The organism is Cupriavidus sp. GW823-FHT07A04 (assembly GCF_058794615.1).
The window spans coordinates 21,883-37,156 of sequence record NZ_JBXAHA010000031.1; the positions used below are offsets into that span (position 1 = coordinate 21,883).

The 15,274-nt window shown below is 64.9% G+C and carries 13 protein-coding genes; 8 read left to right on the forward strand and 5 right to left on the reverse strand.

Annotated elements, in window-relative coordinates; genetic code table 11:
* Nucleotides 1-88 precede the first annotated feature (88 nt).
* Both AC1Q7Q_RS37095 and AC1Q7Q_RS37100 read left to right on the forward strand, forming a co-directional pair.
* Entirely contained in the window at nt 89-1,045 is a 957-nt protein-coding gene (locus AC1Q7Q_RS37095; RefSeq protein ID WP_492376510.1) for a DegV family protein, read from the forward strand.
* Nucleotides 1,046-1,099: 54 nt separating this feature from the next.
* A complete protein-coding gene (locus AC1Q7Q_RS37100; RefSeq protein WP_492376509.1) occupies nt 1,100-1,876 on the forward strand; it encodes an enoyl-CoA hydratase in 777 nt (258 codons plus the stop codon).
* Between the two features lie 84 nt (nt 1,877-1,960).
* Here AC1Q7Q_RS37100 and AC1Q7Q_RS37105 read toward each other — a convergent pair whose 3' ends face one another.
* The 3 genes from AC1Q7Q_RS37105 to AC1Q7Q_RS37115 all read right to left on the reverse strand — a co-directional run bounded on the left by AC1Q7Q_RS37105 (nt 1,961) and on the right by AC1Q7Q_RS37115 (nt 5,437).
* Nucleotides 1,961-2,644, reverse strand: coding sequence for a Fe2+-dependent dioxygenase (locus AC1Q7Q_RS37105; protein WP_492376508.1), 684 nt, complete (start codon nt 2,642-2,644; stop codon nt 1,961-1,963).
* A 23-nt stretch (nt 2,645-2,667) separates the two neighbouring features.
* On the reverse strand, nt 2,668-4,869 hold the full coding sequence (locus AC1Q7Q_RS37110) for a TonB-dependent receptor (RefSeq protein ID WP_492376507.1): 2,202 nt from the start codon (nt 4,867-4,869) through the stop codon (nt 2,668-2,670).
* A 163-nt stretch (nt 4,870-5,032) separates the two neighbouring features.
* Entirely contained in the window at nt 5,033-5,437 is a 405-nt protein-coding gene (locus AC1Q7Q_RS37115; RefSeq protein ID WP_150987934.1) for an acyl-CoA thioesterase, read from the reverse strand.
* Nucleotides 5,438-5,643: 206 nt separating this feature from the next.
* On the opposite strand from AC1Q7Q_RS37115, the gene AC1Q7Q_RS37120 reads away from it, so the two are divergent.
* The 4 genes from AC1Q7Q_RS37120 to AC1Q7Q_RS37135 all read left to right on the forward strand — a co-directional run bounded on the left by AC1Q7Q_RS37120 (nt 5,644) and on the right by AC1Q7Q_RS37135 (nt 10,506).
* Nucleotides 5,644-7,539: an ABCB family ABC transporter ATP-binding protein/permease gene (locus tag AC1Q7Q_RS37120; protein ID WP_492376506.1), complete on the forward strand. Its 1,896-nt coding sequence runs from the start codon at nt 5,644-5,646 to the stop codon at nt 7,537-7,539.
* A gap of 185 nt (nt 7,540-7,724) precedes the next feature.
* Nucleotides 7,725-8,858 (forward strand): ABC transporter substrate-binding protein, encoded by a 1,134-nt coding sequence (locus tag AC1Q7Q_RS37125; RefSeq protein ID WP_492376505.1) that lies wholly within the window; start codon nt 7,725-7,727, stop codon nt 8,856-8,858.
* 17 nt (nt 8,859-8,875) lie between these two features.
* Entirely contained in the window at nt 8,876-9,718 is an 843-nt protein-coding gene (locus AC1Q7Q_RS37130) for an ABC transporter ATP-binding protein (RefSeq protein ID WP_492376512.1), read from the forward strand.
* Between the two features lie 2 nt (nt 9,719-9,720).
* Nucleotides 9,721-10,506: an ABC transporter permease gene (locus tag AC1Q7Q_RS37135; RefSeq protein ID WP_492376504.1), complete on the forward strand. Its 786-nt coding sequence runs from the start codon at nt 9,721-9,723 to the stop codon at nt 10,504-10,506.
* A 949-nt stretch (nt 10,507-11,455) separates the two neighbouring features.
* On the opposite strand, the gene AC1Q7Q_RS37140 is transcribed toward AC1Q7Q_RS37135, so the two are convergent.
* Nucleotides 11,456-11,914, reverse strand: a complete 459-nt coding sequence (locus AC1Q7Q_RS37140) for an Lrp/AsnC family transcriptional regulator (RefSeq protein WP_043343633.1) — start codon at nt 11,912-11,914, stop codon at nt 11,456-11,458.
* A 53-nt stretch (nt 11,915-11,967) separates the two neighbouring features.
* Nucleotides 11,968-12,564, reverse strand: coding sequence for a cysteine dioxygenase family protein (locus AC1Q7Q_RS37145; protein WP_492375712.1), 597 nt, complete (start codon nt 12,562-12,564; stop codon nt 11,968-11,970).
* A gap of 174 nt (nt 12,565-12,738) precedes the next feature.
* On the opposite strand from AC1Q7Q_RS37145, the gene AC1Q7Q_RS37150 reads away from it, so the two are divergent.
* A complete protein-coding gene (locus tag AC1Q7Q_RS37150) occupies nt 12,739-13,710 on the forward strand; it encodes a LysR family transcriptional regulator (RefSeq protein WP_492375711.1) in 972 nt (323 codons plus the stop codon).
* Nucleotides 13,711-13,887: 177 nt separating this feature from the next.
* Nucleotides 13,888-15,195, forward strand: a complete 1,308-nt coding sequence (locus tag AC1Q7Q_RS37155) for a Glu/Leu/Phe/Val family dehydrogenase (RefSeq protein ID WP_043343639.1) — start codon at nt 13,888-13,890, stop codon at nt 15,193-15,195.
* Nucleotides 15,196-15,274 lie beyond the last annotated feature (79 nt).

Genomic DNA, 15,274 nt, shown 5'->3' on the forward strand with positions numbered 1-15,274 from the left:
ACTCTCGATCAGGTGAAGAAAGCAGTGCCATAACAAGGAGACAGCTGCCGCCTCGACGCGGCTCACCTGACCGGGAGGAAACAACAAGATGCAGGAGACACTCATCCTGGCCGACGCCGCGTGTGACATGCCGCGCGCGCTGATGGCCGAACTTGGCGTGCGCACGGTGCCGTTCCGCATTCGCGCGGGCGACCGCTTTGTGGCCGACGTGCGCGACGAGCCGGCCTTGCCGTCGCTTTACGAGCAGTATCTGGTCGGCAAGCAGGACCACTACGCCGAATCCATCCCCTTGCTAGAGCGCGAGATCGAAGACCACCTGCTCAAGCATGTGGTGACCTCATGCGACCGCGCGCTGCTGCTCACCATCGCCAGCAGCCGCAGCAAACTGTATGCGCACGCCTCGGGCGCCGTGGTCGGCACCGTGGCCAGGAGCTTCAAGGCACGCAAGGACGCGGGGCGCACGGGGTTGTTCGAGCTGAAGGTGATCGACACCGGCGCGATCGGCCCGGGCCAGGCGCTGATCGTGCGCGAGGCGGCGCGCCTGCTTGGCGGCGGCGCCAGCGCGCAAACGGTGGTGCAGGCCGTGGAGACACGCCTGCGCCACGCCGCGCACATGTTCCTGGTGCCCGACGAGTTGCTCTACATGTACACGCGGGCCAAGCACAAGGGCGAGAACAGCATCACCTGGGGCCGCTACATGCTCGGCAGCGCGTTCAATATCCGCCCCGTCGTGCATATGCATAGCGGCCAGACCGAGCCGGTGGCCAAGGCACGCGGCGCGGACGAAGGCATGCGCCGCGTGATGGCGCATGCGCAGCAGTGCATCCGCAGCGGCCGCTTGCTGAGCCCGGCGGTAGCGCTGAGCTATGCCGGGCCACCCGGGGCGATTCAAGTGTTGCCAGCCTATCAGTCGCTCGCGCGCACCGCGCAGCAGCATGACGTGGAGCTGATGCTGGCGCCGATGAGCCTGACGGTGGCGCTCAACGTCGGCGCAAAGGCGTTCGGGATGAGCTATCTTTGCGAGAATCCGCCGGCGTTCGAGTGAACGTGTTTCGGCACGGCGGACAAGTCAACCAAGCAGTGAGGAGAACACGATTTCATGAGCATCCTGACCACCATCGAGCAAGGCATCCTGACCCTCGAGTTCGATCGCCTCGACAAGAAGAACGCCATCACGGCGGCGATGTACCAGGCCATGGCCGATGCGCTGCGCGCCGCCGATGCCGATCCCGCCGTGCGCGTGATCGTGATCCGCGGCAAGCCGGAAGTATTTACCGCGGGCAATGACCTGGAAGACTTCATGCAGCGTCCGCCCACCGCGGGCGAGGGTGACCAGCCGGCACCGGTATTCCAGTTCCTGCAGCAGATCAGCCAGGCCAGCAAGCCGCTGGTGGCGGCGGTGAGCGGCCCGGCGGTGGGCGTGGGCACCACCATGCTGCTGCATTGCGACCTGGTCTACGTTTCCGAGACGGCCAAGCTGTCGCTGCCGTTCGTGCAACTGGGCCTGTGCCCGGAGGCGGCATCGAGCATGCTGTTGCCGCGCCTGCTGGGTCACCAGCGCGCTGCCGAGAAACTGATGCTGGGTGAGGCCTTCAGCGCGCAGGAAGCGCTACAGATCGGCCTGGCCACGCGCGTGCTGCCGGTGGCGGAGCTCAATGAGTTCGTGCTGCAGCAGGCGCGCAAGCTGGCAGCGCTGCCGGCTTCGTCGCTCAGGGAAACCAAGCGCCTGATGAAGGGCGGCGATAAGGCGGCCGTGCAGGCCAGGATGGCGGAGGAGGGAGAAGTGTTCCGGCGCATGCTGCAGGCGCCGGAAGCCAAGGAGGCGTTCAAGGCGTTCTTCGAGAAGCGCCGCCCGGACTTCTCGCGCTTCAGCTGAGCCTGCGGGCATCCCTGGCCGATACGGCGGATGGGCCGCCCCCGCCGCTGCCGCCATTTGCGCGACATCGAGGCGAGGCCAAGGTCAGGGCGTCGCCCATTCGCGCAGCAGGTTGTGGTAGACGCCGGTGAGGCGCACCACGGTGGCGTGTCCATGGCCAAGCGCATGCCCGATTTCCTGGATAGCGGTATCCAGGTCGAACAGGAGGGCGCGCTGGCGGGCGTCCCGCAGCAGGCTCTGGATCCAGAAGAACGCGCAAAGCCGCGTGCCCCGGGTCACCGGGCTGACACGGTGCAGGCTGGAAGCCGGATACAGGATCATGTCGCCGGCGGGTAGCTTGACCTCGTGCGTCCCATAGGTGTCCTCGATGATCAGTTCGCCGCCGTCGTAGTCGTCGGGCTCGCACAGGAAGAGCGTGGCCGAGATATCCGTGCGGATGCTGTCCGAGCCGTCGGGAAGGTAGCGGATGGCATTGTCGACATGGGTGCCGAACGATTGCCCGCCCGCATAGGCGTTGAACAGCTTGGGGTAGATCCTGGCCGGCAGCGCCGCCGAGAAGAACAGCGGATGGCGCCGCAAGGCCTGCTCGATCATCGCGGCGATGTGCTTGCCCTGCGGGGAGTCGTGCGGCAATTGCAGGTTGTCCTTGGCGAGCGAGGACTGGAATCCCGCGGTCGCCTTGCCGTCGGCCCAGTCGGCCTGCGTCAGCAGGCTTACGCTTTCCCGCACCTGTTCCGGCGTCAGCACGCCGGGTATGTGAATCATCATTTGGCTGCCCCCGGCGCGTGGCGTTAGAAGGAGTAGACGGCCGACAGCACCGCGGAGCGGCCATCGCCGTACTCGATCGCGGACGAGCGCGATGCGCTGCCCAGCGTCTGGCGCACCCGCTCCACATAGGCCTTGTTGAACAGGTTGTCGACGTTGAGCTGGAACTTGAGGTTCTTGCTTGGCGCATAGCCGAGCATGGCGTTGTGCACCAGGTAGGCACCAAGCGTGCCGTCCCCCACCGACGTCACGTTGCGCCTGCCGATGAAGCGCGCGCCGTAGCCCAGCGTCCAGCCCGCGGGCAGCTGGTAGGTGGTCCACAGGCTGAAGGAGTGCGCCGGAGTGTTGGCCAGCGCCTTGCCTTCGCGCTCGGGCCGCGACAGTGACTTGAGTGTCTTGCTGTTCAGGTAAGTGTAGTTGGCGAAAACGTCCCAGTTCGGCGTCACCTTGCCAGCCGCGCCCAGCTCGACGCCGCGCACGCGCTGCTCGCCGGCCAGCGCATAGCTGCCATCGGAGAGGCGTTCGCGCGTGTTGTCCTTGTCGACCTGGAACAGCGCCGCGTTCAGCCCCAGGCGCCGCGCCATGAACTCCCATTTGCTGCCGAGCTCATAGGTCTTGTTTTTCTCGGGCGCCAGTCCCCCCGTGGCTTTGTTCACGCCCGAGCCGGTGCTGACCAGGAACTCGGCAGACGGGTTGAAGGAGGTGCCGTAGGCGAAATAGATCCTGCCATTGTCCGTGGGCTTGAACACCAGGCCCGCCCGGCTGCTGAGCTGGTTGGTAGTGCTGTCCGCGCGGTCGGTCGCCTTGCCCAGCGGCGTGCTCTCGGCGCTGCCATCTATCCAGTCGTAGCGCAGGCCGAGGTTCAGGTCCCAGTGCTTGCCCAGGGCGATGGTGTCAAGCGCGTACAGCGCCTTGACGTCAAGCCACGTCTTGTTGCGCGCGCTGTCGCGCCGGTCGGTGGGCGCGCTCCAGTAGCCTGGCGGGCTGGAGAGATCGAAACCGTTGGCGGGATAGTATTTGGAGAGATTGTAGGAATAGGTGGTCCGGTCGTAGGTCTCGCGTGAGATCTCGAAGCCACTGACCAGGATGTGCCCCAACCCCAAGGTGTCGAAGCGGCTGGTCAGGTTGGTCTGGTTGATCCACAGCTCGGTGGCCGAGTCGCGGCCATAGCCCTGCGGTCCCGCCGGCAGGTAGCGGCCTGGCGGTAGCCCCCTTTGGTTCACGTGCGAGGCCGAGATCACGGTGTCGCGGTGCAGGTGCGAATAGCGGGTCAGGTTCTGTAGCTTGAGGTTGTCGTTGAACTCGTGTTCGAACTTGACGGTGGCCGCGTCGGTGGTGATGTTCTCCCGGTCCACGTTGCGCCAACCGAAGTAGCCGTGCCGGCTGACGCCAGCGAGCCGCTGGCCGTTCAACGCTGGCACGCCGTAGTCGGGCAGGTTGTCGTCGCGCTGGTGGAAATAGCTCAGCGTCAGGCGCGTCGGCGATTGCATGCCGAAGGTGATCGACGGCGCGATGCCCCAGCGGCGGCGTTCAAGAGCGTCGCGCCCCGGCACGTCGTTGCCGTGCGCCATCAGGTTCAGGCGGACGACCGCTGCGTGCCCGTCCCACGGCAGCGGCTGGTTGGTATCCAGGGTCAGGCGGTGGAAGCTGGCCGTGCCGAGCCCGCCGCCGACGTGCGTGAACCTGTCCGCCTTGGGTTGCTTGCTGATCATGTTGATGCTGCCACCGGTGGTGCCGGCGCCGCCGAAGACCGAATTCGGTCCCTTGATCACCTCGACCGCTTCGAGATTGAAGAGGTCGGAGCGGTTGTTCTGCCCGCTGTCGCGCAAGCCGTCGATCTGCATGTTCGCGTTGGCGCTGAAGCCGCGGATATTGATGCTGTCGCCGGAGCCGCCGCCGCCCTCGCCGGCGTTGAAGGTGATGCCCGAAACGTTGGAAAGCGCCTGCCGCAAGCTCAAGGCGTTCTGCTCCTCCAGCACATGCTGTGGTACCACCGTGATGGTCTGGGGCGTATCGAGCAGCGGTGCCGCGTATTTGGCCGAGCCGGAGGCTTCAACCTTGGAGCTGGGTGCTTGCGTTCCCGTAACCGTGACTGGCGCTAGTTCGATGGGTTTGCCTTGCCGTTGCAGATCGTCTGCCAGGACTGGTGTGGCGCAGGCCGCGGCCAGGACGACGGAAGCGAGAGGGCGCCGTGGCGGCAGCGCGGCAGACCTGATGTACGAACGCATGCAATTCTCCTTAAATGAAAATGATAATCATTAGCATTTAAGGTTGTGGGGCGAGGCGGAGCAATCAGAAACGGCTGCATGTGCTTGCGGAAATTTCCGATTTTCCTCGCGCCGGCGCCCCGCCAGGAATGCCTGACAGGGGAGCCGGCTTCAGGCGGCCGCCTTATATCGCTGGCAACACCCGCGGTTGCCTTGTATCGTCCGTCGCCACATAGGTCAGGGTGGCTTCGGTCACCTTGACGATCTCGTTGCTGTGGCGCATGCGTTGCGCATAGACCTCCACCGATACGGTGATCGAGGTGCGGCCCGTCTTCTCGATATCTGCGTAGAAACTCACCAGGTCGCCGACAAAGACCGGATGCTTGAAGAGGAAGGAGTTCACCGCCACGGTGGCCACGCGGCCTTGGGCGCGCTCCACCGCCGGAATCGAGCCGGCGATGTCCACCTGGGCCATGATCCAGCCTCCGAAGACGTCGCCATGCACATTGGCATCCGCCGGCATGGGGACCACGCGCAGTGCGGGATTCTTGCCAGGGGGCAGGCAGGGGAGGACGTTGGGTTGATTCATGATGGCTGCTTGATGAGGCTGGATAGGGTTGGGGCGGGGTAGCAAGGGCTGCGGCGGGGTGCTGGCGCGCCGGTGCGCATGCCGGAGTGACCTTGCCGGCGTGCGGTCCGGGCGTCGAGGCGGTTCCGTGACGGGGATAAGCGGCGTGGCGCCGGCTAATTATGTCGATCTCTGCCACAATCGCATATTCGCCCGAATTCTAACGTATGCGACGCTACTCTACGTCGGCCGAGCCGTCCCCCGCCCAGCCTTCCTCCCTCTTCGGCAAATCCAACGTTCCCCGCAGCGATTGGCAGACCGTGCGCAACCTGTTGCCCTACGTCTGGCATTACAAGTGGCGAGTGATCCTGGCGCTGGTGTGCCTGGTGGCGGCCAAGGTGGCCAACCTGGGCGTGCCGGTCCTGATGAAGAAGCTGGTGGACAACATGAATGTTCCCGCCGGCAGCGCGAGCGCGCTGCTGGTGGTGCCGGTGGGGCTGATCGTCGCCTACGGGATACTGCGCTTGTCCGGCACGCTGTTTACCGAGTTGCGCGAGATCCTGTTCTCCAAGGTCACGCAGAGCGCGGTGCGCGAGATCGCGCTGCAGGTGTTTCGCCACCTGCACGCGCTGTCGCTGCGCTTTCACCTGGACCGCCAGACCGGCGGCATGAGCCGCGACATCGAGCGCGGCACGCGCGGCATCCAGTCGCTGATCTCCTACTCGCTCTACAGCATCCTGCCGACCCTGGTCGAGATGGGGCTGGTGATGGGCTTCTTCATCCTGCACTACGACATCTGGTTCGCTGCCATCACGGGCTGCGCGCTGGTGAGCTACATCGTGTTCACCATCGTGGTGACCGAGTGGCGCACGCACTTCCGGCGCAAGATGAACGAGTTGGATTCGCGCGCCAACCAGAAGGCGATCGATTCCCTGCTCAACTTCGAGACCGTCAAGTACTTCGGCAACGAGGAGTACGAGGCCGGCCGCTATGACGAGAACCTGCGCAAGTACCGCACTGCGGCGATCCGCTCGCAAAATTCGCTGTCGTTCCTCAACTTCGGCCAGCAGGCCATCATCGCCACCGGCCTGATCCTGATCCTGTGGCGCGCCACCGTGGGCGTGGCGGCGGGCAAGCTCACGCTGGGCGACCTGGTGCTGGTCAATACGCTGATGATCCAGCTGTACATTCCGCTGAACTTCCTCGGCGTGATCTACCGCGAGATCAAGCAGGCCACCACCGACATGGACCGCATGTTCGTGCTGCTGGGCACCAACCGCGAAGTGGCCGATGCGCCGGACGCAGCGGCCTTGCGCGTGCAGGGCGCGGCGGTGCGTTTCAACCATGTCGGCTTTGGCTACGAGAGCAATCGCGTGATCCTGGACGAGGTGGGCTTCGCCATCGCCGCCGGCACTACTACCGCGGTGGTAGGCCACAGCGGCTCGGGCAAGTCCACGCTGGCGCGGCTGTTGTTCCGCTTCTATGACGTGAGCAGCGGCGGCATCGAGATCGACGGCCAGGATATCCGTACGATCACGCAGGACAGCCTGCGCCGCGCCATCGGCATCGTGCCGCAGGACACCGTGCTGTTCAACGACAGCATCTACTACAACATCGCCTACGGCCGCCCCGACGCCAGCCGCGACGAAGTCATCGAGGCCGCGCGCGCGGCCCAGATCGACGGCTTTATCCGCGAGCTGCCGCAGGGCTACGACACGCCGGTGGGCGAGCGCGGCCTCAAGCTGTCGGGCGGGGAGAAGCAACGCGTCGCCATTGCCCGCACGCTGCTGAAGAACCCGCCGATCCTGGTCTTCGATGAAGCCACCTCGGCGCTGGACTCCCGTACCGAGCAGGCCATCCAGGCCGAGCTGATGCGCCTGGCGCAGAACCGCACCACGCTGCTGATCGCGCACCGGCTCTCTACGGTGGTGCATGCCGACCAGATCCTGGTGATGGACCGAGGCCGCATCATCGAGCGCGGCACCCATGCCGAACTGATGCGGCTCGACGGCCGCTACGCCGAGATGTGGCACATCCAGGCGCGCAGCGCCGCAGAGAGCGAGGCCCCCGTGGAGGATGCCGCGCTGGCCATCGAAGCTGGCGACGCAACCCAGGACGCCTGACGCGGCAATCGCCGGGGCCGCAATGGATTGTCAACAATCCATTGCGGCAAACCGTCCCGAAACATCCGGTTGCACGAATTTGGTTCGACAATAGGTGGCGTATCAGCCCCATCGTGGTGCGTGTTTGCATGGCACGCGCCTTGCAGACGAACTATCCAGGAAGACGACTAACTGGAGAGAGTTCAATGCCGCTATTCCGTGCCGCCACCCCGTTCGAGGCCACTGCCGCTCACGCCGGCGCCGAGCCCGCCCATGCCACGTCCGGCGCTGCCGCATCCACCGCGCGCCGCCGCTGGCTGCAGCTTGGCTTGGCGCTGGGCACCGCCCTGGTGCTGTCGACACAATTTGCCGGCGAGGCGCACGCCCAGACCAAGGTCCGCTTCCAGCTCGACTGGCGCTTCGAAGGCCCGTCGGCGCTGTTCCTGCTGGGCGAGCAGAAGGGCTACTACAAGGCCGAGAAGCTCGACGTGTCGATCGACGCCGGCAACGGATCGGGCAACGTGGTCAACCGCGTGGCCTCCGGCACCTACGACATGGGCTTTGCCGACCTGGCCTCGGTGATGGAGTTCTACGGCAACAACCCGGATGCCAAGAACAAGCCGGTGGCCGTGATGATGGTCTACAACAACACCCCAGCCGCCGTGCTCGCGCTGAAGAAGTCCGGCATCAAGACCCCGCACGACCTGGCCGGCAAGAAGCTCGGCGCACCGGTATTCGACGCCGGCCGCCGCGCCTTCCCGATCTTCGCCAAGGCCAACGGCCTGCAGGCATCGAGCTTCAACTGGCAGGCGATGGACCCGACCCTGCGCGAGACCATGCTCACGCGCGGCGACCTCGACGCCATCACGGGCTTCTCGTTCACCTCCATCCTCAACCTGAATGCGCGTGGCGTGAAGGACGAGGACATCGTGGTGCTGCCTTACCCGCAATACGGCGTGAAGCTGTACGGCAACGCCGTGATCGCCTCGGAGGACTTCCTCAAGAAGAACCCGGAGGCCGTCAAGGCCTTCCTGCGCGCCTTCGCCAAATCGGCCAAGGACGTGATCGCCAAGCCGGAAGAGGGCATCAAGGCGGTCAAGGCGCGTGACGGCATCATCGACGAGAAGCTCGAGACCAAGCGCCTGAAGATGGCGCTGGACAGCGTGGTCAAGTCGCCCGACGCGCGCGCCGAGGGCTTTGGCCGCGTCAACAAGCCGCGCTTGTCGCTGATGGCTTCGCAAGTGGCTGACGCCTTCGGCACCAAGGGCCGCATCAACCCCGACAACCTGTGGACCGACGCCTACCTGCCATCCGCTGCCGAACTGGATGTGCTGCGATGACCGCCGGCACGATCTCCATGCGCACAGGGGCCGTGGCCCCGTCGGACCTGCCGGCCGAGCCGGCAGCGCAGCCCTTCGTCGAATTCAACCGGGTCTGGCTCGCCTATAACGACGAACTCGCGCGCCAGGGCGAGTTCGCGATCGAGGACATCTCGCTGCAGGTCGAGCCGGGCGAGTTCATCGCCATCGTCGGGCCGTCCGGCTGCGGCAAGTCCACCTTCATGAAGCTGGCGACCGGCCTCAAGCCGGCCACGCGCGGCGTGGTCAAGATCGCCGGCGAGAAGGTCGCCGGCCCGCTCAAGATGGTTGGCATGGCCTTCCAGGCGCCGACGCTGCTGCCCTGGCGCACCACGTTGCAGAACGTCATGCTGCCGCTGGAGATTGTCGAGCCCTACCGCTCCACGCTGCGCCAGAAGCGCGATGAGTACACGGCGCGCGCACGCGAGCTGCTGCGCACCGTGGGCCTGGCCGGCTACGAGGACAAGTACCCGTGGCAGCTCTCCGGCGGCATGCAGCAGCGTGCCTCGATCTGCCGCGCACTGATCCACGAGCCGCGCATGCTGCTGCTCGACGAGCCCTTCGGCGCGCTCGATGCCTTTACCCGCGAGGAGCTGTGGTGCGTGCTGCGCGACCTGTGGCAGGCCCAGCGCTTCAACGTGATCCTGGTCACCCACGACCTGCGCGAGGCCGTGTTCCTGGCCGACACGGTCTACGTGATGAGCCAGCGCCCGGGGCGCATCCTCACGCGCAAGGAGATCGACCTGCCGCGTCCGCGCGACCTCGATCTGACCTATACCGAACCCTTTGCCGACCTCGTGCATTCGCTGCGCGAGAAGATCGGCCACGTACGGCAGCACTGACCATGAGCACTTTTTCTTCCTCGATGAACGCGGCTCAGCAACGCCGCGTGCAGCGCGTGGCGCCATGGCTGTTGCTGGGCACGTTCCTGCTGCTGTGGCAGGGCGCGTGCCTTGTGTTCAATGTGTCGGACTTCATCCTTCCCAGCCCCAGCGCGATCGTCACGTCGCTGTTCGAATACTGGGATGTGATTGCCGGCCACGCCTGGCGTACCTTCTGGACCACCATGGTCGGCTTTGGCCTCGCCATCATCGTGGGCGTGGTGCTGGGTTTGCTGATGGGCTCGTCCAAGCTGGCGTACGCCGCCGCGTATCCGCTGATGACGGCGTTCAATGCGTTGCCGAAGGCAGCCTTCGTGCCGATCCTGGTGGTGTGGTTTGGCCTGGGTGCCGGCCCGGCGATCCTGACCGCCTTCCTGATCTCGTTCTTCCCGATCATGGTCAATATCGCCACGGGGCTGGCCACCTTGGAGCCGGAACTGGAGGATGTGCTGCGCGTACTTGGTGCAAAGCGCACCGATGTGTTGCTCAAGGTCGGGCTGCCGCGGTCGATGCCTTACTTCTTTGCTTCGCTCAAGGTGGCGATCACGCTGGCTTTCGTCGGCACTACCGTGTCCGAGATGAGTGCTGCCAATGAAGGCATCGGCTATTTGCTGGTGTCCGCCGGATCGGCGATGAAGATGCCGCTGGCGTTTGCCGGGCTGGTGGTGATTGCTGTGATGGCGATGGTGATGTATGAGTTTTTTGCTGTGGTGGAGAGGCGGATGACGGGGTGGGCGCATCGGGGGTGAAGGGGGATGAGGGGGGATGAAGGGGTTGCGTCTTTGGCTGTTTCTTTGAGCGGCGTTGGTTTTTGGACCCAAAGGCCATACGACATCCCCCTGCGGGGGCTGCCGGTCACTCTTCTTTGCGTCGGCAAAGAAGACTAACGAGAAGAAAGCCGACCCTGCCGGGGGCAGAGCAATCGCGGGGGCGCAGGGCGCTGGTTTCGTCGTATGGCCAGTGGTACTGCTGGTATCTGCCGTTACCGGCTCACAGATCACCGCAATGGCATGACCCATGGGTTTCGTCGTGGGGCCCCTGACCTCGGGCGCGGCGCCCATTCCCACATCTGCCGTTCGCGGGGCGAAGTGCTGCGCCATTTCGGGTGTGGCTGGTTTCGTGGTTTTGTCTCGGAGGACGAGCGTCGTGATATGCGAGCGCTGCCCCCGCGAACCGGGCCACGGTGCCCACCACGAAACCAGGGGCGTTAAGAGCAAGGAACCGGCAGCGCCGGTACGGCAGGGCCTCAAATGGCCGGGCGCCCGCCGCTAGAGACAAAACCACGAAACCACCAATGCAGGCAGCGTCGTGGCGCTCGGCACCGCGAACGGCAGATGGCCGAACGCTCACCGAGCACGAGGTCAGGGGCACCACCACGTGACCATTGGGTCATGCAGTTACGATGCCCTTCAAGCCGGTAAGATACGCCAGCCAATACTCAGGGCCGTACGACGCAACCACCGAGGCCCACAAGCCTGATTGCTCTGCTCCCGGCAGGGTCGGCTTTCTTCTCGTTAGTCTTCTTTGCCGACGCAAAGAAGAGTGACCGGCATCCCCCGCAGGGGGATGTCGTACGGCTGTTGGGTGCAAAAACCAACACCGCTCAAAGAAACAGCAGACCAACCCCGCAGGGCGATGTCATATGGCACCGTGGGCGCAAAAACCAACACTGCTCAAAGAAACAGCAACCAACCCCAATCACGCATAATCCAAAGGCAAAGCCGTCGTGTACTTGATCTGCTCCATAGCAAAACTAGAACTAACATCCGCCAGCTCAGCCCCCTGAATCAGCTTCTTGTAGACCCGGTCATAGGCCGCGATATCCGGCACCACCACGCGCAGCAGGTAATCGGTATCCCCGGCCATCCGATAGAACTCAGTCACCTCGGGGATCGAGGCGACCAGGTCATGAAAGGTCTTGAGCCATTTGACGCTGTGCTGGCTGGTGCGGACCGAGACGAATACCGTCACGCCCACATTCAGCAGCGCGGGGTCCAGCAGCGCCACCCGCTTGCGTATCACGCCGCTTTCCTCGAGCTTCTGCACGCGCCGCCAGCACGGCGTGGAGGTGAGGCCCACCCGCTCGCCCAGCTCGGCCACCGGCACGGTGGCGTCTTCCTGGAGAGCGGCAAGTATCTGGCGGTCGTATCGGTCCATGGCAAATCCTGTTGGCGCGCAGCGTCGTTCGGGTGCCTGGCCGCCCGCAAGACTCAGGCCGCGTCCACCAGCAGGTTCACACCGCTGCAGATGTGTTCCTGGTCCACCCCATAAATATGCAGCGACACGGCCACCGCGTCGCTGTCGTTGCCGAGCGCATGGATATGGCGCAGCCCAGCCGGCACGCTGAAGGTATCGCCCACCGTGCGCGTGATCTCGCCGCACGGATGCGCCTGCCGCGCTTGCGCGTCCCAGCGGTAGTGGCGCTCATGCAGCGTGCCGCGCAGCACCCGGTAGGCGCACCAGGTCTGGTGTCCGTGCACCGGGCTGTGCTGTCCCGGCCGCCAGACGATCAGCATGGCGGAGAAGCGCGCCAGTGGATCGGCGTGCACCAGGTGGCGCACATAGCCCTCAGCCGAGCCTTCGCGCAGCGATTCCGGCAGCAGCGCCAGCAGCGTGGCGGCGTCCGGCAGGCTGGCTTCGATGCCTTGCGCCACCATGCGCGCACTGGCGGCAAAGGCGGACGACATGCCGTCGGACAGCGGGGCAAAGAGATCCGGCTGGCCGTCGGCCGTGTCGAGGGTGCCAAGCACGCCAGCGTTGCGTGCGTGGCTGGCAATATCGGTAACGGCGGCTTGCTGGGTGGCCATGAAGAGCTCCTTGTTGGTTTGCGACCATCATAGCGTCCGTCCCGTAGCAAGCACGTGCGTCTTGTCGTGCAAATCTGGGAGTGAGTGTAATCACATTCCAATAAAAATCAAATAAATAGAATATTGTTCCTGGCGGTGGCGAAGCGGCGGGCAGCCGGTGGATAATGCCGCCTCATGGAAATCAAGTGGCTTGAAGACTTCGTTAGCCTGGCCGAGACGCACAGCTTCTCGCGCTCGGCCGAGCAGCGTCATGTGACGCAGCCCGCGTTCTCGCGCCGGATCCAGTCGCTGGAGTCCTGGGTGGGCACGGAGCTGATCGACCGCTCCAGCTATCCCACCAGCCTGACGCCGGCGGGCAAGGTGTTCTACGAACAGGCCCTGGCCATGCTGGCGCAGGTCAGCGAGACCCGCGCGCTGATGCGGGGGCAGCGTTCGGCCAATGCCCAGGTGCTGGAATTCGCGGTGCCGCACACGCTGTCGCTGACGTTCTTCCCCGAATGGCTCAAGGCGGTGGAGCGCGAGATCGGCACGCTGCCGTGCCGGCTGCGTGCACTCAACGTGCATGACGCCGTGCTGGCGCTGGTCGATGGCGGCTGCGACCTGGTGATGGTCTACCACCATGCGCGCCAGGCCATCCAGCTCGATCCCGCGCACTACGACATGATGGTGCTGGGCACCGAGCGGCTGTCGCCATACAGCGTGCCGGACGCCACCGGCAAGCCTCTGTACCGGCTGCCGGGCACGGACAAGAAACCGGTGCCCTTCCTCAGCTATACACCCAATGCCTTCCTTGGCCGCATGGTCGACATGCTGCTGTCAGAAACCACCGACGCGCTCAAGCTCGACAAATGCTACGAGACCGATATGGCCGAGGCGCTCAAGGTGATGGCGCTGTCCGGGCATGGCATGGCCTTTCTGCCGGAGAGCGCGGTGCGCGAGGAACTGCTCCAGCACCGGCTGGTGCGCGCGGAGGCCGCGCGCGGCGCGCCGTTGTCGATCGACATGGAAATCCGGCTTTACCGGGAGAAGCCGGGTGAACACGTCAACGAGCGGCGCAGCGCGCAGGTTCGCAACAAGCGCCAGCTGGTGGAGCGCGTGTGGTCTTCGCTGGCAGCGCAGGCCTTGCCCGCACAGCCGAAACCCTGAAGGCGTGCAGCGGGTGCGCCGGGCACACCGCCACAGAGCAGGTAAGGCTGGCACAGGGCAGCATGGGGCCTTGGTCAAAGGTTATGCAAAGCATGCATAACGGGATAATCAAACGGCATTGGCTTCGGCGGGGCCGCCTCCCCTAAGCTGGCGGCACCTTCACACCGGAACCAAACGATGTCTTCCGCAGCGCCGTCCAATCCTGCCGTCAAGAACCACACCTTGCCTTCGTACCTGAACGCCGATGCGCTCGGGCCCTGGGGCATCTACCTGCAGCAGGTCGATCGTGTCACGCCTTACCTGGGCTCGCTGGCCCGCTGGGTCGAGACCCTGAAGCGCCCCAAGCGCGCGCTGGTGGTGGACGTGCCGATCGAGATGGATAACGGCACCATTGCCCACTTCGAAGGCTATCGCGTGCAGCACAACATGTCGCGCGGCCCGGGCAAGGGCGGCGTGCGCTTCCACCAGGATGTGACCCTGTCGGAAGTGATGGCCTTGTCGGCCTGGATGTCGGTCAAGAACGCCGCGGTCAATGTGCCGTACGGCGGCGCCAAGGGCGGTATCCGCGTCGATCCGCGCACGCTCTCGCGCTCGGAGCTGGAGCGCGTCACGCGCCGCTATACCAGCGAAATCAACTTCATCATCGGGCCCAACAAGGACATCCCGGCGCCCGACGTCAACACCAATGAACAGGTGATGGCATGGATGATGGACACCTACTCGATGAATTCCGGCAGCACCGCCACCGGCGTGGTGACCGGCAAGCCGATCTCGCTGGGCGGCTCGCTGGGTCGCCGCGAGGCAACCGGCCGCGGCGTGTTCGTGGTGGGTTCCGAGGCGGCGCGCAACCTTGGCCTTGAGATCAAGGGCGCACGCATCGCCGTGCAGGGCTTCGGCAATGTCGGCGCCGTGGCCGCCAAGCTGTTCCATGAGGCAGGCGCCAAGGTGGTGGCGGTGCAGGACCACCGCACCGCGCTGTACAACCCGGCTGGCCTGGACGTGCCCGCCATGATGGAATATGCCTCGCACAGCGGCACCATCGAAGGTTTCCAGGGCGAGACCATCTCCGCCGAGCAATTCTGGCAGGTGGATTGCGAAATCCTGATCCCGGCCGCGCTGGAAGGCCAGATCACAGCCCAGAACGCGCCCCACATCAAGGCACGCATGGTCATCGAAGGTGCGAACGGCCCGACCACGCCCGAGGCCGACGACATCCTGCGCGAGCGCAATATCCTGGTGGCGCCCGACGTCATCGCCAATGCCGGCGGCGTTACGGTCTCCTATTTCGAATGGGTACAGGACTTTTCCAGCTTCTTCTGGACCGAAGAGGAAATCAACCAGCGCCTGGTACGAATCATGCAAGAGGCATTCCGGGCGATCTGGCAGGTCGCTCAGGACAACAAGGTTACCTTGCGCACGGCCGCTTTCATCGTGGCGTGCACGCGGATTCTTCAGGCGCGCGAAATGCGCGGTCTCTATCCCTGATGCCTGACGCGGCTTGGCGCCGCAGCGTCGCTACCTGGCGATGCTGCGGCGCAACAAGCCTATCCAGGATTGGTAACGC